Consider the following 16,678-nt stretch of genomic DNA (forward strand, 5'->3'; position numbering starts at 1 on the left):
CTCGCCCCTTCAAACACCCTCAGCGTTTCATATTGTGTCACGAGGACAACACGAGGGTGCCACCCAGGTGTGGGGTTCGCAGGGGGCCGCTGTGCGCATCGGGTATGGCTGAACGGCACTGAATGGCGCGGCTACTCCGGTGCGGTGCGCGTCTGGCAGCGGGCAACCGGATGCGAAGCCCACATGCGAGCTCACATGAACTGAGAGCGAATGACATCCATGTCGAATGGCGTGACGCCCTCATGCGGAGAGAAGACGGCGTCTGCCTGCTCTGGACTGTCCACCAGCACCCCACGCGCGCGGGCGTGCAACGAGAACAGGGTGGCAAGATCGGGCCGCGGCGTGTCGACCAAGGCGCGCAACATGAGCGACACGCCGCGCAGGTTGTTGCGAACATTGTTCCAGCGGGGCGAGGCGGTCAGACCCAGGTCCGCCCACAGCCCCCGGCGCTCGTGCAAGTCCATCATGAAGGGCAGGCAGAGGCGGGTGTCGGAGGCGATGTCGATGCGATCGACCACGGTGCGGGGCTCGAAGACCTCACCGGAGTTCACGTCGCCACGAGCCATCCAGCCCGCGAAGCATTCCGGCAGATCGCAATACGGCTGCTCGGTGTAGCTGTTGATCGACGGCACCACGTAGCGAATGCCTTGTTCGGTCAGCGCGTCGATATCAAGGTCAATGAATTCGGCTGCGCCTTTCGGCGCATCCACGATGTCGCCGCTGTGGTATCCACCGAACGCCTTCAGGTTGTAGTAGGCGACGGTTTGTCTGAAGACGAATTCGGCATTGAAGAAGGCCACCGAGAGGTCGATGTCCGTGCGCGAACTGCCATTCTTCCACCAAAGGAAGAGGCGGATGAAGCGGGTGTCCGGCATGGGCAGGCGGCTGCCACGCACCAGGGTACGCAAGGACTTCGACGCGGCGCGCTGCGCCATGGGCACCTTGTACTCCGCCAGCGCACCATCCACATAGCACCGGCCTAGCGGCGGCAGTTGGGCAAACCGGGCCAGCAATGCGGCTTCGCACACGTGGGCGGCGCGTGCCAGTGAAGTGGGCGCAACAGGTCCTCGCTGATCTGTGGTGCCAAACACCTTGGCCAATGAGCCCTTCGGCACGAACGCACGCAGGGGCAGAGGTCGAGCCGACCGCGTTTGTGCCATGACCTGCAACAAGACCGGTGTGGCGACCTGCGATGCAATCGCCTCGAAGCTGTCGACGATCGCTTCGGCGTCGGGCGCGCGACGCAGCAACACGTCAAGGCGCCGGGCGAACTCACCCGGGCGCTGCAGCAGCAACGTGGCGAGTGCTTCAATGCACCCCTGGTCCAGCAGCGTTTCCACACGCGACGCGAAGGTGGGCGGCGCATTCCCGCGTCTTGCGGCAGTGATGGCGCCCAAAGCCCGCGGAAGCTGTTCAGCATAGTCCCCGGGATGCAGCACCTCGCCGAGCCGCTTCCACCGTTCGGCATGGCGCATCACGTCTTCCACGGCGTTGGGCGCCCGGTCGAGCAGCCGGAGCAGCTGGCGGCGGATGGACCGCTTCATGGCCAGGAACCGGGTTGCCGTGGCGAGCGAAACGTCTCCGCCGCAGAAGGCGACGGCCAGGCGCAGGACGTCCGTTGCGGTCTCGACGTGCCGCTCGAGAAACGCCTCGACGCGTGGATCACCGGGGATGTGCTTCAGCAGCGCTCCGCCCACCTGGGCACGCGTTTCGCGGAACGGAACCGATTCAGGCAGCAGCCGGAACACGTCGGCCCGGTATTGCCGAACGAACCAGTGGATATCCTCGGCGTCCTGAACGGATAGCGACGTTCGTGAAGCCACCAGCGGCGCCAGCAGGCCTTCGAATTCTTCGACACTACCGAGATCGAGAACGCGAGGCGTTCGTCCCTCCAGCAATGCGGGCCGAGCCAACTCCGACGGCGGCAGTTGCCGGTGGGTGAGGTAGTGCACCACTGCATGAAGGTACAACTCCGCCTCTTGCGCCATGAGTACCTGCTCCGGGAACCCGGGAAACAGCGGCGTGTGAGACCGATGCGCTCCGGTTTGGGGTTTGAGCAGATCCATCGTCTCGCGCAACCACAGCGTGAGGTGGTCGGTCGACAGTGTGGCCAGGCGCTCAGTCAATGCCTCGGAGAACGCATAGCCGAGCGCCGCGATTTCCTTCTGGGCCGTGGCGATCTGGCTGCGCGTTGCGCCGCCCGTGCCTTCGCGAACGTAGACCTTGCCGCGACGGCGCAAATAGAGCTCACGATTCATCCGCCTGACTCCCCGGTTGCCTCCTACCGTGCGGACCGAACCTGGCCATGGCCAGCCCGTCACGGGCAACTCGGCGTTGCTTCAATGGTCGATGTGAAAACGCCTGCCAAAGGCAGGCGTTGGTGTGGAGAGCGGGGACCCTAGGTATTCAGGGTGGAGAAGGAAGGACCCCCATAGCCACCCTCGAATTCTATGACGACCGAGCATGACAGCACTGCATGCATCGGCGACAGCCACTGCTCAGGCAGACGGATGCGCCGGCGGTCAGGCCGCCTCGATGGCTTCCTTGACGAAGTCAGCGTACTTGCGCAGCGGGCGGCCCAGGATGTCCTCGAGCCGGGCAACCGTTCCTTCAGATCCATGCATGCCGATCGTCTGGATGCCGGACATCATCAGCCGCATGTCATAGGCGAACCATGACGGGCTGAACTGCGCCATCTGTCCTTCGAAGGCCACCACATCGTCGCCCCCGTAGCCGATCTTGCGACCCAGCGCCGCGCTCCAGGCCGCAGCCGCGGACTGGCCGGTCAGCACGTCAGGGCCGGTGAGGTCGAGCGTCAAGCGTGGCAGCGGGCCGGCCGCCTTGTCGCGACGCAGCAGTTCGGCCACGGCGATATCGGCGATGTCGCGCGCGTCAACCATCGCGACGCCCGTCGATCCGATCGGCATCGGATAGACGCCATGGCTGCGGATGACCTGCTGCACTGTCAGGTCGTTCTGCATGAAGTACGCAGGCCGCAGGATGGTCGCCGGAACGTCCATGCTGTCGATCATCCGCTCCACCGTGTGCTTGCCGGTGAAGTGCGGCACGTTGGTGTACCGCTCGGCGTGGATCACGGACAGGTAGACGATGCGTTCAATGCCCGCCTCGCGCGCCAGGTTCAGTGCGACGAGCGCCTGCGTGACCTCGTCGGCCGTGACCGCATTGAGCAGGAACAGCGTGCGCACCGACGAGAACGCTGCGCGCAGCGAGGGCACGTCGGTCAGGTCACCGACCAGTTCGGTGACACCTGCAGGGAAGGTCTTCTTGCCCTTTGCGCGAACCAGGGCCTTGACGTCGGCGCCTGCGGCGGCCAGGCCTTGGACCACGAGAGAGCCAATCGTGCCGGTGGCACCGGTGACCAGAATGCTCATTTGAATTTCCTTCAAGGATGCGTTGGGTGGGGGTGGATGTGAGTGGCAGGTCAGCGGGAAAAGTCGACCACGGTCTTGCCGGCGTGCGAGCCGACGCGCTTGCGCTCGATCGCGGCGGGGATGTCTTGGAACCCGACCACCTCGCTGACGTTGGACTGCAGCGAACCATCGACGACACGGGCTGCCAGCCTCTCAAGAAGCGCCGGATCCGGTTGATGCATGAACCACAGGCCGCGGCGGCCGGCAGGCGTGCGTGCCAGGATCTCGGGAGACGAGGTGCCGACGATCACGCCGGTGTCGCTCAGCACCGGCCACGAACGGTCGAGCACTTCGCCGCCGACGTAGTCGAGCACCAGCTGGATGTCGCGTAAGGTGTCCTCGAAACGCTGCGCCCGGTCGTCGATGACGCGGTCCGCGCCGAGGCTGCGAACGTAGTCCACGTGCGCCGCGGCCGCGGTGGCGACCACTTCGGCACCCGCCTGCTTGGCATACTGAACGGCATACCCTCCGAGGGCGCCGGCGGCGCCGTGGATGAGGATCCGCTGCCCGGCGCGGATCGGGCCAGCGTGGTGCAGGCTCTGCCAAGCCGCCACCGTCGCCACCGGCAGAGCCGCTGCCTGCACGTCGTTCAGCGCTTCAGGGGTGCGTGACAGATGGGACTCGTTCACGACCACCGCATCCGCATACGCGCCAAAGCCGCCCAGCGGGCCCATCACGCGATCGCCGACACGCCAGCGTGACACGCCAGGGCCGACCGCCTCGACGACCCCCGCCAACTCGATGCCCAGCACGGCGGGCAGTTGAAGCGGGAAGGCGTCACGCACCCTGCCCTCGCGAACCTTCCAGTCGATGGCGTTCATGCCCGCGGCGCCCACCCGGACCAGGACCTGGCCTGGTCCCGCGCTGGGCGCCGCGACCTCCGCGAGTTCGGCGGCATGCGCGCCGCCATAGTGCCGAATCAGTACGGCGCGTTGCATGGTCATGTCAGTTCCCCTTGAAAACGTTGCGATGGGTGAACGATAGGCCGTTGCAGGAACCAAACGAAGACCAGAAAATCGGGACACACCGTTTCAATACCGGAACACCATGGACCTCAATGCTTTGGCTGACTTTGCCCTGGTGGCCACGAACGGCGGGCTGGGCAAGGCCAGCCGCGCCAGCGGCCGGTCGAAGGCCACGCTGTCGCGGCGCATTGCCGACCTGGAGGAGGCACTGGGGGTGCGCCTCGTCGAGCGCAGCGCCCGGGGTGTCAAGCTGACCGAGGCCGGCGAGCTGCTGGCGGCGCGCACCGAAGGGCCGATGCACGAGATGTTGGAAGCGGTGACGGCCGCACGCGAGGGGGTGTCCACGCCGCGCGGCCGCCTGCGAGTGGCATCGCCGGTGCTGTTCTCGCAGCTCGCGATGGGGCGCATCTGCGCCGAGTTCTGCGCGGCCTACCCGGAGGTGACCTTCGAGGTGGTGTCGGACGACCGCATCGTCGACCTGGTGGAAGAGCAGTTCGACGTCTCGATCAGAGTCAACCCGGCGCCGGACAGCAGCTTGGTCGGTCGCTGCTTCGCCAAGGACCGGCTGGTGGTGGTGGCGGCGCCTTCGGTGCCGATGCCCGAACCCGGTGCCGTCCTGCCCGTACCGAGCATCGTGTTTTCGAACTTCCAGCCGACCCACTGGACCCTGGACGGCGGGCGCCTGGTCATCGAGCCAGTGCCGAAGCTGCGGCTTTCATCGTTCCTCATGATCCGCGACGCCGCCGTGGCCGGCGCGGGCGCTGCGCTCTTGCCGCAGTCGATCGCGTGGAACCCGCTCAGCCGCGGAGAACTGCTTCAGTGGGGAACGGTCTCGGACGTGGAGGTCGCGCTGTGGGTCTTGCACACATCTCGTCGCTTGCCGCCGCCGAAGGTGCGCGCGTTTGTCGAGTTCATGTGTGCGCAGTACCCGGAAGGGTCGCTCGTGCTGAAAGGCTAGCGCGACCTGTCCTTCGTGAACGGGCAGGTGCCGCCCGATTCTGTCGAGCAACCCGGTCCGCCTCGCCGGGCTGGAGCAGCATCGCGGTGCTCGCTACTTCGGATTGCTGCGAAGTTTGAGCGCGAAGCAGGCTTGCTGAGCCCCTTCTAACCGGCGCCAGCTCCTGACTGCTCGGTCGCTAGGCTATTCGCCGCAACCGGGTTGGAGTTGGACTTCCGCCGGCCAGGCCGGCCGACGGACAACGCCGGGGTGGACAGCATCAACGGCCGACTGCGTCAGGAGTGCCTGAACGCGAATGGGTTCTTGTCACTGGACGACGCAAAGACCAAGATCGGGGCCTGGCGGAGCCACGACAACGAGACACGGCCCCACTCTGCGCTGGAATGGGCCACCCCCGCCGAATTCGCCCGCCCCCAAGTGCATCGCACAGTCACGTCCCTGTCCGGGCAACCAGGCTTTCATAGGAAGGCAGCCCACCGTAGCGCTGCAATGCGTCCTCATAGGCATTCTTCAGATCATCCGCAGCGAGGTCGAAGCTGAGCAGCAACTGCTCCAGTTCCTCCGGGTCGGGCGTTTGATCGTTCTGGAGTTGCTCATCCAGCAAGCGCACCTGCGCGGCGACACATTGAATCGCCACCATCAATGATTGAGGCCTCAGTTCCATGATGGCTCCTTAGCGACCGCGAACTTGTTCGTACTGCCGTCGAATCGCATTGCGTGCGAAGTTGTCCATTTGACAAGACGGCTCGCAACTACCGCCGGATCATGGCCAGCTTGACGCCACCGAGATAGTGCAAGGGCAGCTTCTCGAAGCGGGTAGCAACGGCACGTGCTTCCTTCAACCAGCGATGCAGCGCTCAATGACGTTACGGCGGCGATATTGCTGAAGGTCGAAGTCAGGAGGTCGGCCCCGGCGACGCTGTGGCAGATCACGCCGTTCAGGGATGGCGGCTCGCATGTGTCGCTGCCGCAGCCACTGCCTGATACGCCGCTGGCTGTAGGCCTTGTCGCCAGCCACGCGCTCGGGCCTTTGCCGCACTGTGCCGCTGGGCCGACAGACGCGCACGGAGTCGAGCACTGACTCAGCGTACAGCGATTCATGGGCCTGCCCAGGGCTGAGCTTCACGGCCAGCGGTATCCCGGCGCCGTCACTCACACATGATGCTGGCTGCCGCAGCCGCCGCGGCTACGCCCCCAGTGCATGGTCCGCTGGTTCGCGCGCCGGGCGACTTTTTTTGGGCGCCAGCCGCCGCTTTGTGCGCGCGCACGTTGGAGCCGTCTACACATCACAGCCACCACTGGATGCGGCCCACCGCGTCCAGTTCGCTCTGCAGCGCCTGCAGCATCCGGTCCCACAATCCACAACGGCACCACCGCCGCGAGCGCGAATACACCGTCTGCCACGGGCCGTAACGCTCGGGCAGATCGCGCCACCCAATACCGGTGTTCAGCCGGAACAGCATGGCATTGAGCATCCTGCGATGCTCCCCGTACGGTCGCCCCGCCGTCTTGCGCGGTGGCAACAGCGGCTCCAGCACCGCCCACTCAGCATCTGACAGTTCATGACGATGATGTGCCATCCGTTCCTTCGAACCTCACCTATGCCCGTTCACCCTAGGCGGGATCGGCTCGCCTATCAACACACCCTAGTAATTGCAACAAGCCGGGTGCCTCGCCCCCCGATTGAGGGAGTCGGGATCTACAGACAGTTACTCTCTCACTCACTACATTCCTATCCAGGTAAATGCTTCCCCGGCAAGGGAAAGCGATATTTCAGATAAAACAATCAGGAAGGGGTGTTCAATGGTCTGGGCTTACGAAGTAACGACAAGAAAGCTGTACCACAATAACGTGCTTATTTATAGCAACGGCTATGCTGGTCGCGGGGAGCATAAAGATAAACCAACCTCCGAACACATCTCCAACTGGGGGCCTATTCCTCGCGGAAAGTGGCGGATTAACGGGCACACCAACAGCAAGGGGCCCCTCACGATTGTTCTCACTCCCGTGGCCGGAACACATACCTACGGAAGGACCGATTTCCGTATCCATGGGGACAGCATCAGCAACCCTGGCACGGCCTCTGAGGGTTGCATCATCGTGGGCTACAACGCACGTCTAGCAATCGTCAACTCTGGCGACAGCGATCTTGAGGTTGTTTGGTGATGCGCAAATCGGCAGCGGTACTGTCCTTAGTTCTCACAAGCTTTTTTGGGGCGGCGCAAGGCGTGCCGGCAAAGCCATCCGAGAAAGTTCCGTTGTGCTATGGGCCGGACAGGTGGGCTACACGAGTGGCGCTTGGCCACATGGTCGATGCTGGATTGATTCGCGACTCATCATCAATCTACCGGGGTGACACTCCATATTCCCTAACTACTGCACTTCTCGACTCGTACAAGGTGGGCGTGTTTTCTGGCCCGGAATTTCCGAAGTCAGATGTCTATCAGCAGATCGAGAAGTTCACAGTAAAAACAAAGGAAGGGCAGTTGTATGAGGTGATGACAATCACCGAGGCCACGTTTGTCGAGTGCTCTATGGCTCATTTGGCCACTGTGGTCCTCACTCCGGAGTTCCGCATCTTGCAAACCGGAAAGTCGATTCTGAAAGAGAAGAAATAGGCGTCGCGTAAGCTTTCCCGTCGAGTAGACATCCCAGAACTGGAGTCTGTGGCTGTTGTGATTCAGGGCAGGAACTGCCGCGGCGGCAGCCCTCCCAGGGCATTGGGAGGCCGGCGCTCGTTGTATTCGAGCAGCCACTCCTCGGTGATGTGCTGCAGCTGCTCGATCGACTTGAACAGGTAGGCATCGAGCACCTAGTTGCGGTACGTGCGGTTGAAGCGCTCGATGTAGGCATTCTGGTGGGGCTCGCCCGGCTCGATGAAGCGCAGCGCGATGCCTTTGGCAGCGGCCCACTCGGTGAACGCCAGGCAGGTCATCTCCGGCCCGTTGTCCAAGCGAATCGAGTCCGGCGTGCCATACCACTCGATCAAGCGGCTGAGCGTGCAAATCAGCCGCATGGCCGGAATTGAGCTGCCGACCTCGATGGCCAGCGCCTCTCGATTGGCTTCGTCGATGACGTTCAGCGTCCTGAAGCGTCTGCCGTCGTACAGCGCGTCGTGCATGAAGTCCAGCGCCTAGCCTTGATTGACGTACTGGCCCGCCTGCAGCGGCACTCGCTCCCGCTGTGGCACACGCTTTTTCGTTCGCCGCGGCAGGTTCAATCCCATCTCGCAGTACGCGCGCCATACCCTTTTGTGGTTCCACGCACGCCCATCCAGGCGCAGCCGCTGGTAGCACTTCCAGACGCCCAAGCGACCATTGCGCCCGACAACCTCGTTCAGCGCCTGAATCACATCCCCGTCCCGCATCAGACCATTGACAGGCTGACGGTCGTACGCCGCCCGCGACAGGCCCGCCAGCGCACAGGCCTGTTTGACCGGCACGCGGTGCTCGTCAACCATGATTTGCACCACCTGCCGCTTCGCAGACGGCGTCACCACTTTCGCGACAGCACGTCCTTCGTCGCCACGATCTCCAGCGCCTGCTCCGCGTACATGCGCTTGAGCTTTGCATTCTCGGCTTCCAACTCGCGCATGCGCGTGAGGTCGCTGACCGTGGCTCCCGCGTACTTGCTCTTTCAGCTGTAGTACGTCGCAGCGCTGATGCCGTGCTTGCGGCACAGTTCGGCCACCGCGACACCGGCCTCGCTCTCCTTCAGGATCGCCACGATCTGGCTCTCGCTGAACTTGCTCTTTCTCATCGTCCTCGTCTTCCTGTTCGAGGCCGCATTCTCCAGATTCAGGTGTCTACGTCGAGGGGGAGCTTACGCCTCACTCCACCGTGACACTCTTCGCCAAATTCCGCGGCTTGTCCACATCCGTTCCCCGCGCACACGCCGTGTGATACGCCAGCAACTGCAGCGGCACCACATGCAGGATCGGCGACAGCGCCCCGTAGTGCTCCGGCATGCGGATCACATGGATACCCGCCTCGCTCTCGATGCGCGTGTCCCCGTCGGCAAACACGTACAGCTCCCCGCCCCGGGCCCGCACCTCCTGCAGATTGCTCTTCAGCTTCTCCAGCAAGGTGTCGTTCGGCGCCACCGTCACCACCGGCATCTGGCTGGTCACCAGCGCGAGCGGCCCATGCTTCAGCTCGCCCGCCGGGTACGCCTCGGCATGGATGTAGCTGATCTCCTTCAGCTTCAGCGCCCCCTCCAGCGCAATCGGATAGTGCAAGCCACGCCCCAGGAACAACGCGTTCTCCTTGCGCGCGAATTCCTCTGCCCAGGCGATCACCTGCGGCTCCAGCGCCAGCACCGATTGAAGCGCCACCGGCAGGTGCCGCATCGCCTTCAGGTGCGACGCCTCCTGCTCGTCGCTCAGCTGTCCACGCACCTGGGCCAGCGCCAACGTCAGCAGGAACAGGCCAGCCAGCTGCGTCGTGAAGGCCTTGGTCGACGCCACGCCGATCTCCACCCCCGCCCGCGTGATGTAGGCCAGCTTGCATTCGCGCACCATCGCGCTCGTGGCCACATTGCAGATCGTCAGCGTGTGCTGCATGCCCAGGCTGCGCGCATGCTTGAGCGCCGCCAGGGTGTCGGCCGTCTCGCCCGACTGCGTGATGGTCACCACCAGCGTCTTCGGGTGCGGCACGCTGTCGCGGTACCGGTATTCGCTGGCGATCTCCACGCTGGTCGGGATGCGCGCGATCGACTCCAGCCAGTACTTGGCGGTGGAGCCCGCGTAATAGCTGGTGCCGCAGGCCAGGATCAGCACCCGGTCGATGTCCTTGAACACCGAATACGCACCGTCGCCGAACAGCTCCGGCGAAATGCCCTCCACGCCCTCCAGCGTGTCGGCAATGGCCCGCGGCTGCTCGAAGATTTCCTTCTGCATGTAGTGGCGGTACGGGCCCAGCTCGGCCGCACCGGTGTGTGCGTGCACGGTGCGCACTGCGCGCTCCACCCGGGCAAAGCGATCGCCCTCGCCGCCGCGTGATTCGATCCAGTACTTGCCCAGCTGCAGGTCCACCACGTCACCCTCTTCGAGGTAGACGATCTGGTCGGTCACGCCAGCCAGGGCCATGGCGTCCGAGGCGAGGAAGTTCTCGCTGCCGTTGGCCCCCACGCCGAGCACCAGCGGCGAGCCCTCGCGTGCGCCAATGACACGGTGCGGCTCGTCGCGGCAGAACACGGCGATGGCATAGGCGCCCTTCAGCTGCAGCGTGGCACGCTTGACAGCGTCGTACAGGTCGCCGTCGTACAGATGGTCCACCAGGTGCGAAATCACCTCGGTGTCGGTCTGGCTCACGAACACATAGCCCTTCGCGCGCAGCTCGGCCCGCAGCTCGTCGTGGTTCTCGATGATGCCGTTGTGCACCAGCGCGATCCGGCCGGGGCGCGCAGCGTAGGCGTCTTCGCCCGGGCCGTGCGAGAAGTGCGGGTGGGCGTTGTGCACCGCCGGCGCGCCATGGGTGGCCCAGCGGGTGTGGGCCACGCCCGTGAAGCCGCCGACACCGTCGGCCGCCACCTGGGCATCGAGCTCAGCCACCCGCGAGGTGCTGCGGGCCCGTCGCAGCTGGCCGTCCTGGTGCACCGCCACACCGCAGGAGTCGTAGCCGCGGTATTCCAGGCGCTTCAGGCCTTCGAGCAGGATGGGAACGATGTTGCGCTGGCTGACCGCGCCGACGATGCCGCACATGGTGCTTCCTCAACGGAGTGATGAAATGAATGCGCCGATGGTAGGCCAGGCGTCAAGAAATTTTCTTTCCGCTAGACGCTGCTTTCGAAGGAATCATCCATACTCATAAGGATCCGCAACAAACTTTCAAGATCCTCCTCTCAATGAAGGAATCGATCAAGTCACCCCCTCAACTGGATGCCCTGGACCTGCGGCTGCTGGAGTGCCTTCAGCGGGACGCATCGCTCAGCAACCAGGCGCTGGCCGAGCAGGTGCATGTGTCGCCGGCCACTTGCCTGCGCCGTGTGCGGCGGCTCACCGAGTCGGGCTTCATCGAGCGCACCGTGGCCCTGTTGTCGCCGGACCGGCTCGGCGCCGGCCTCACCGCGGTCGTCGAGATCACGCTGGACCAGCAGGCGGCGGAGAAGCTGCAGGCCTTCGAGGCGCGGGCGGTTGCCGAGCCGGCCGTGCAGCAGTGCTACCGCACCTCCAGCGGGCCGGACTTTGTGCTCATCACCCAGGTGCCGGACATGGCGGCCTACCACGCGCTCGTGCAGCGGCTGTTCACCAGCGACGCCAACGTCCGTAACGTGAAGACCTACTTCTCGGTCAAGCGCGCCAAGTTCGAACCCGCCATCGCGCTGCCTTCACCGCCGGCCGCCTGACGCACCGCGCACGCCGGGCACAGGCACGCGAGCTTGCGCGCGGCTTCCGGCACCCGGGCCAGTTGCGCCGGGTCGAACTGCACGGTGGTGCACCAGCACGGCAGGCCCGGATCGCCCGCCCCGGGCGAGGCCGCCATCACGCAGCGGTTGGAGGCGCCGCACAGGGGGCAGCGGGTGGTGTCGATCTCGGCTTCAGCGGTCATGCATCAGGCTCCGTGCTGTGCTGCGCAGCAAGCGCCGCGGCGGGCGCTTGCTGACGGGCGGACATCCCCCACGCCGGGCGCAGCAGCGGGCGGCGTCGAGGCGCCCGCTGCTGCGCCTCAACGCGCCTTCTTCGGTCGCTGCCAGCCGGACAGCGACACCTGCTTGGCACGCGCCACCGTCAACTGGCCAGCCGGCGCGTCCTTGGCGATCGTGCTGCCGCCACCGATGGTGGCGCCGGCGCCCAGCGTCACCGGGGCCACCAGCACGCAGTTGGAGCCCACATGCACGTCCGCCTCGATCACGGTGCGGTGCTTGTTGGCGCCGTCGTAGTTGGCGGTGATGCTGCCGGCGCCGTAGTTCACCCGCTCGCCCACCGTGGCATCGCCCAGGTAGGCCAGGTGGTTGGCCTTGGCCCCCTTGGCCAGCGTCGAGTTCTTCACTTCGACGAAGTTGCCGATGTGCACCTCGGCCCCCAGGTCAGCTCCCGGACGCAGCCGGGCGAACGGACCGATGAGCGCGCCCTCGCCCACCTTCACGCCCAGCTGCTCGCCGTCGATGTGGGTGAAGGGATGGATGACGGCACCTGCAGAAATGACGGCATTCTTGACCACGCAGTTCGCGCCGATGCGCACCCCGTCGCCCAGCGCCACGCGGCCTTCGAAGACACAGTTGACGTCGATCTCCACGTCCATGCCGCACTCCAGCGTGCCCCGCAGGTCGAAGCGCGCCGGGTCGGCCAGGCGCACACCGGCCTCCATCAGCCGCTCGGCCTGGCGGCGCTGGTAGCGCCGCTCCAGGTCGGCCAGCTGGGCCGGGCTGTTGACACCCAGCACCTCGATCTCGCTGCCCGGCTGCACCGCCACCACCGGCACACCATCAGCCACCGCAAGGGCCACGATGTCGGTGAGGTAGTACTCGCCCTGGGCGTTGTCGTTCTTCAGCAGCGACAGCCAGCGCTTGAGCAGGGCGGTGGGCGCGGCCATCACGCCGGCGTTGATCTCGCGGATCAGGCGCTGCTCCAGCGTGGCGTCCTTGTGCTCGACGATGCCCAGCACCTCGCTGCCCGAGACGCCGCCCCGCACGATGCGGCCGTAGCCGGTGGCATCGGGCACCTGCAGGGTCAGCAGTGCCAGGCGCTGGCCGCCGCATGCCTGTACCAGCGCCTCGGCGGTGGCGGGCTCCAGCAGCGGCACGTCGCCGTTGAGGATCAGCGTGCTGCCGTCGTCGCCCAGCTGCGGCACCGCCTGCTGCACGGCATGGCCGGTGCCGAGCTGCGGCGACTGCCGCACGAAGCTCAGGCCCGGCGCTTGCACTGCGGCTTCTACCTGCTCGGCGCCATGTCCGGTGACGACCACGGTGCGACGCGCCGCGAGGCCCGCCACCGCGGCCAGCACATGTTGCAGCAGCGCCCGGCCCGCCAGCGCATGCAGCACCTTGGGACGACTGGATTTCATGCGGGTGCCTTTGCCCGCGGCCATGATGACGACGTCGAGTGCCATGCCGATTCTGTGGAGGATGTATTCGTTGAACGCTTCGGTGACGAAGGGCGATGCGGCGATTATCGGCGCCCGGCCCCGCGGGATCTGCCCCCTGATCCTGGTGATGCTGCTGGTCCTGCTCTCGGTGTTGAGCGGCTGCAGCAGCCTGCGGCTGGCCTATGGACAGGGCCCGACCGTGGCCTACTGGTGGCTCGATGACTATGTGGACTTCCACGACGCGCAGCGCCCCCAGGCGCGCGAAGCGCTGGCGAGCTGGTTCAGCTGGCACCGCAAGACGCAGCTGCCGCTCTACGTCCAGGCACTGGCCCAGGTGCAGCAGGAAGCCCTGCGCGACGGCACCGCCGCCCAGGCCTGTCAGTGGTGGATCCGCGTGCAGCGCTGGCGCGACGAGGCGCTGGAACAGGCCCTGCCCGCCATGGCCGACCTGGCGCTGCGCCTGACGCCCGAGCAGCTGCAACACCTGGAGGCGCGCTATGCCAAGTCGAACCAGAAGTTCCGCAAGGAGCACCTCCAGGAGGCGCCCGACGAACGCCTGCGGGCCCGCCTGAAACGCTCGCTGGAGCGGGCGGAGGATTTCTACGGCCGCCTCGACACCACCCAGCGGCACTGGCTGGCGCAACGCATGCAGGCGTCGCCCTTCGACGCCGAGCTGGCACAGCGCGAACGGCTGCGCCGACAGCAGGACATCCTGCAAAGCCTGCGCAGCCTGCAGGCCAGCCAGCCCGGTGCCGAGCAGGCGCGCCACACGGTGCGCGAGCTGGTGCAGCGGCTGCTCACCTCCCCCGATGCGAATTACCGCGCTTACCAGGAGCGCCTGACGGCCTACAACTGCGAGCTGGTGGCCGAGCTGCACAACCGCACCACGCCGTCACAGCGCAAGCGGGCACAGGGCCAGCTTTACCAATGGGAGCAGGACCTGCGGGCGCTGTCGGCCATGCCGGGGCACTGAGGCCGCACCTGCAGGCGATGCGGCGCAGGACGGCAGCCGCGGGCAGTGCATCGGCCTCGCGTGTCGAGGACACCGGGGCCACCGCTGCCGCTACCCAACGACCGCCCCTCGGCGCCGCCGGGGCGCCAGGCGGCCGGCCACACTACCTGGCGGGCGCCTGGGGGCTGGCCGCCGGCGTGGCAGGCTTGCTGGCGGGCGCCGGGGCCGGGGCGCCGGTGGCCTCGGTCGGCGCTTTCGCGTCGCGTGGCAGCTCGATGCGCACCTGCCGCGGGCTGATGGCGGGTTTCGGGAAGTCCTGCAGGGCGGCTTCGAACAGGGCCGCCCTCAGCACATCGTCGGCCCAGCGGCCGTCGTGCTTGGCATGGGTCTCGTAGAGCACTTGCTTGCTCTTGGCGTCGCGGATCAGCACCGCAGCGTCGAACACGTAGTAGGGCGACGGCGCATACCATCCCATGCCGAGCCCCACCCCGCCCCGGTGGCGATAGCGGCCGCCGTAGTAGAAGCCGGAGCCGAAGCCCCAGGGATAGGGGTCGTCCCAGGGTGCGCGGTCATAGTAGGTCTCGCTCAGGCCCACCTGCACCGTGAGCTCGCCGCTGCCGCTGGCCGCCGGGCGCAAGCCGGCCTTCTTCAGCGCGGGCAGGGCCAGTTGCTCCAGCCTGTCCTGCTCCTGGGGGCGCGCCTGCTGCGACGGCAGGCGCTCGAACGAGAACGTGCCCGGCTGGCGTGACTCGGGCCACTGCGTATAGCTGCGCACGTCGCTCTCGACCAGCCGCACCGTCGAGCAGCCGCCCAACACCAGCAGCGCGGCCGCACACACCGACACCTTCCACATCTCACACCTCCTGGTTGCTTTTGGGGCAGGCGCCGCCGGGATCTATTCGTCCAGCTTCAAGCGCACCACCGACGTCGTCGCGGGGGTGGCGCAATCATCGTCGTCATCGAAGGCCTTGTCGCCGCCGGGATGGGCCACACCCGTCGGTTGGAGGCCGGCGAAGGGATAGAGGTTCCGGTCCATCAGGTGGGAAGGCACCACGTTCTGCAGGGCGCCGAACATGTTCTCGATGCGGCCCGGGAACTTCTTGTCCCAGTCGCGCAGCATGGCCTTGATCTGCTTGCGCTGCAGGTTCTCCTGGCTGCCGCACAGGGTGCAGGGGATGATGGGGAAGCGCCGGTGCTCGGCCCAGCGCTCCAGGTCGATCTCGTTCACATAGGCCAGCGGGCGGATGACGATGTTCTTGCCATCGTCGCTCACCAGCTTCGGCGGCATGCCCTTGAGCTTGCCACCGAAGAACATGTTGAGGAAGAAGGTCTGCAGCATGTCGTCGCGGTGGTGGCCCAGCGCGATCTTGTTGGCGCCCAGCTCGCCGGCCACCCGGTAGAGCACCCCGCGGCGCAGCCGCGAGCAGAGCGAGCACATGGTCTTGCCCTCGGGCACCACCCGCTTGACGATGGAATAGGTGTCCTGCTCCTCGATATGAAAGGGCACGCCCAGGCCCTTGAGGTACTCGGGCAGCACATGCTCGGGGAAGCCGGGCTGCTTCTGGTCGAGGTTGACCGCCACGATGTCGAAGTGCACCGGCGCGCGCCGCCGCAGGTTGAGCAGGATGTCGAGCAGGGCGTAGGAGTCCTTGCCGCCAGAGAGGCAAACCATCACCTTGTCGCCCGGCTCGATCATGTTGAAGTCGCCGATCGCCTGGCCCACCAGGCGGTGCAGGCGCTTGGACAGCTTGTGGGCCTCGAAGGCGGCCTTGGCGGCCTTCTTGGCGTCGTCGTCGCCGGCCGGCGTGGTGGATTCGTCGTGGGGGTGCAACACGGCACTCATGGCTGGATCTCGGTCATCGAGGACTTGATGCGGAACACTTCGACGCCGACGGATTCGCAATCCGGGTAGACGTCGGGCTTGGCGGTGGAAACGCGCGCCGCGCGCACGCGGGGGTGGGCCATCATCAGCTCCGCCACGTCGTCGCACAGCGTCTCCTGCAGGTGCACATGGCCCTGGGAGACACGCTGGGCGATGGTGCGGCGCATGAAGTCGTAGTCGACCACCTCGTGCAGCTGGTCGGCCCGGGGGGTGGACAGCGCCAGCGGGATGTACAGCTCGACGTTGATCAGCACGCGCTGCTCGCCGCGCTTCTCATAGTCATGCACGCCGATGTTGATCCACACCTCGTAGTTGCGCAGGAACAGGCGCCTGCAATCAAGCAGGCTCGGGTGACTCAACATGCTGTGCATCTCAGGTTTCCTTGTTCGCGTGCCGTGCCGCCGCCGGCACCGGCCGTTGCATGGCCCGGCGCGGCGCCCGGCTCGCAGCGCTGCAGGACGGCTTC

The 16,678-nt window shown here is 66.0% G+C and carries 17 protein-coding genes and 2 pseudogenes; 6 read left to right on the plus strand and 13 right to left on the minus strand.

Annotation, left to right across the window (positions count from 1 at the left end; genetic code table 11):
• Window positions 1–191: 191 nt before the first annotated feature.
• The 3 genes from N7L95_RS12415 to N7L95_RS12425 form a co-directional block, all read right to left on the minus strand.
• Window positions 192–2,258: a TerD family protein gene (locus N7L95_RS12415; RefSeq protein WP_301255560.1), complete on the minus strand. Its 2,067-nt coding sequence runs from the start codon at window positions 2,256–2,258 to the stop codon at window positions 192–194.
• A gap of 264 nt (window positions 2,259–2,522) precedes the next feature.
• The gene (locus tag N7L95_RS12420; protein ID WP_301255561.1) at window positions 2,523–3,392 is read right to left on the minus strand and encodes an SDR family oxidoreductase; all 870 of its coding nucleotides are present in this window, start codon (window positions 3,390–3,392) and stop codon (window positions 2,523–2,525) included.
• A gap of 50 nt (window positions 3,393–3,442) precedes the next feature.
• The gene (locus N7L95_RS12425; protein ID WP_301255562.1) at window positions 3,443–4,375 is read right to left on the minus strand and encodes an NADP-dependent oxidoreductase; all 933 of its coding nucleotides are present in this window, start codon (window positions 4,373–4,375) and stop codon (window positions 3,443–3,445) included.
• Between the two features lie 103 nt (window positions 4,376–4,478).
• On the opposite strand from N7L95_RS12425, the gene N7L95_RS12430 reads away from it, so the two are divergent.
• Together N7L95_RS12430 and N7L95_RS12435 are read left to right on the plus strand one after the other, a co-directional pair.
• Window positions 4,479–5,354 carry a LysR family transcriptional regulator gene (locus tag N7L95_RS12430; RefSeq protein WP_301255563.1) on the plus strand — a complete coding sequence of 292 codons (876 nt, stop codon included), beginning with the start codon at window positions 4,479–4,481 and terminating at the stop codon, window positions 5,352–5,354.
• A gap of 198 nt (window positions 5,355–5,552) precedes the next feature.
• A pseudogene (locus N7L95_RS12435) lies at window positions 5,553–5,765 on the plus strand (integrase core domain-containing protein); the annotation flags it as partial.
• A 19-nt stretch (window positions 5,766–5,784) separates the two neighbouring features.
• On the opposite strand, the gene N7L95_RS12440 reads toward N7L95_RS12435, so the two are convergent.
• The 3 genes from N7L95_RS12440 to N7L95_RS29755 all read right to left on the minus strand — a co-directional run bounded on the left by N7L95_RS12440 (window position 5,785) and on the right by N7L95_RS29755 (window position 6,934).
• Window positions 5,785–6,018 carry a Tsi2 family anti-toxin gene (locus tag N7L95_RS12440; protein WP_301255564.1) on the minus strand — a complete coding sequence of 78 codons (234 nt, stop codon included), beginning with the start codon at window positions 6,016–6,018 and terminating at the stop codon, window positions 5,785–5,787.
• A 174-nt stretch (window positions 6,019–6,192) separates the two neighbouring features.
• Window positions 6,193–6,510, minus strand: a complete 318-nt coding sequence (locus N7L95_RS29750) for a transposase (protein WP_435870016.1) — start codon at window positions 6,508–6,510, stop codon at window positions 6,193–6,195.
• Window positions 6,511–6,640: 130 nt separating this feature from the next.
• Window positions 6,641–6,934, minus strand: a complete 294-nt coding sequence (locus tag N7L95_RS29755; RefSeq protein ID WP_435870017.1) for a transposase — start codon at window positions 6,932–6,934, stop codon at window positions 6,641–6,643.
• A gap of 223 nt (window positions 6,935–7,157) precedes the next feature.
• Between N7L95_RS29755 and N7L95_RS12450 the strand changes: the two genes are divergently transcribed.
• Window positions 7,158–7,520 carry a tlde1 domain-containing protein gene (locus N7L95_RS12450; RefSeq protein WP_301255565.1) on the plus strand — a complete coding sequence of 121 codons (363 nt, stop codon included), beginning with the start codon at window positions 7,158–7,160 and terminating at the stop codon, window positions 7,518–7,520.
• A complete protein-coding gene (locus N7L95_RS12455) occupies window positions 7,517–7,972 on the plus strand; it encodes a hypothetical protein (RefSeq protein ID WP_301255566.1) in 456 nt (151 codons plus the stop codon). The genes N7L95_RS12450 and N7L95_RS12455 overlap by 4 nt, the downstream gene beginning before the upstream one ends.
• A 62-nt stretch (window positions 7,973–8,034) precedes the next feature.
• On the opposite strand, the pseudogene N7L95_RS12460 reads toward N7L95_RS12455, so the two are convergent.
• Window positions 8,035–9,113: pseudogene (locus tag N7L95_RS12460) on the minus strand (IS3 family transposase).
• A 70-nt stretch (window positions 9,114–9,183) separates the two neighbouring features.
• The gene (gene glmS, locus N7L95_RS12465) at window positions 9,184–11,055 is read right to left on the minus strand and encodes a glutamine--fructose-6-phosphate transaminase (isomerizing) (RefSeq protein WP_301255567.1); all 1,872 of its coding nucleotides are present in this window, start codon (window positions 11,053–11,055) and stop codon (window positions 9,184–9,186) included.
• Window positions 11,056–11,198: 143 nt separating this feature from the next.
• On the opposite strand from glmS, the gene N7L95_RS12470 reads away from it, so the two are divergent.
• Window positions 11,199–11,699, plus strand: a complete 501-nt coding sequence (locus N7L95_RS12470) for an Lrp/AsnC family transcriptional regulator (protein ID WP_301255568.1) — start codon at window positions 11,199–11,201, stop codon at window positions 11,697–11,699.
• Here the strand turns inward: N7L95_RS12470 and N7L95_RS12475 are convergent.
• Entirely contained in the window at window positions 11,633–11,902 is a 270-nt protein-coding gene (locus N7L95_RS12475) for a cysteine-rich CWC family protein (protein WP_301255569.1), read from the minus strand. The two genes, N7L95_RS12470 and N7L95_RS12475, sit on opposite strands and share 67 nt — an antisense overlap.
• Window positions 11,903–12,019: 117 nt before the next feature.
• Window positions 12,020–13,402 (minus strand): bifunctional UDP-N-acetylglucosamine diphosphorylase/glucosamine-1-phosphate N-acetyltransferase GlmU, encoded by a 1,383-nt coding sequence (glmU, locus tag N7L95_RS12480; protein ID WP_301255570.1) that lies wholly within the window; start codon window positions 13,400–13,402, stop codon window positions 12,020–12,022.
• A gap of 103 nt (window positions 13,403–13,505) precedes the next feature.
• Here glmU and N7L95_RS12485 point away from each other — a divergent pair, with 103 nt between their 5' ends.
• On the plus strand, window positions 13,506–14,351 hold the full coding sequence (locus N7L95_RS12485; RefSeq protein WP_301255571.1) for a DUF6279 family lipoprotein: 846 nt from the start codon (window positions 13,506–13,508) through the stop codon (window positions 14,349–14,351).
• Between the two features lie 142 nt (window positions 14,352–14,493).
• Here the strand turns inward: N7L95_RS12485 and N7L95_RS12490 are convergent, their stop codons facing one another.
• Genes N7L95_RS12490 through N7L95_RS12500 form a run of 3 tightly spaced genes read right to left on the minus strand, consistent with a single transcriptional unit; the run spans window position 14,494 to window position 16,583 of the window.
• Window positions 14,494–15,183: a DUF4136 domain-containing protein gene (locus N7L95_RS12490; RefSeq protein ID WP_301255572.1), complete on the minus strand. Its 690-nt coding sequence runs from the start codon at window positions 15,181–15,183 to the stop codon at window positions 14,494–14,496.
• Between the two features lie 42 nt (window positions 15,184–15,225).
• Window positions 15,226–16,173, minus strand: coding sequence for a tRNA 2-thiocytidine(32) synthetase TtcA (gene ttcA, locus N7L95_RS12495; RefSeq protein ID WP_301255573.1), 948 nt, complete (start codon window positions 16,171–16,173; stop codon window positions 15,226–15,228).
• Complete coding sequence (locus N7L95_RS12500; protein WP_301255574.1) at window positions 16,170–16,583, minus strand: dihydroneopterin aldolase; 414 nt, start codon at window positions 16,581–16,583, stop codon at window positions 16,170–16,172. Before N7L95_RS12500 ends, ttcA begins: the two co-directional genes overlap by 4 nt.
• Window positions 16,584–16,678: the final 95 nt, after the last annotated feature.

The sequence above is a fragment of the Eleftheria terrae genome (assembly GCF_030419005.1).
Lineage (GTDB): Bacteria > Pseudomonadota > Gammaproteobacteria > Burkholderiales > Burkholderiaceae_C > Caldimonas > Caldimonas terrae.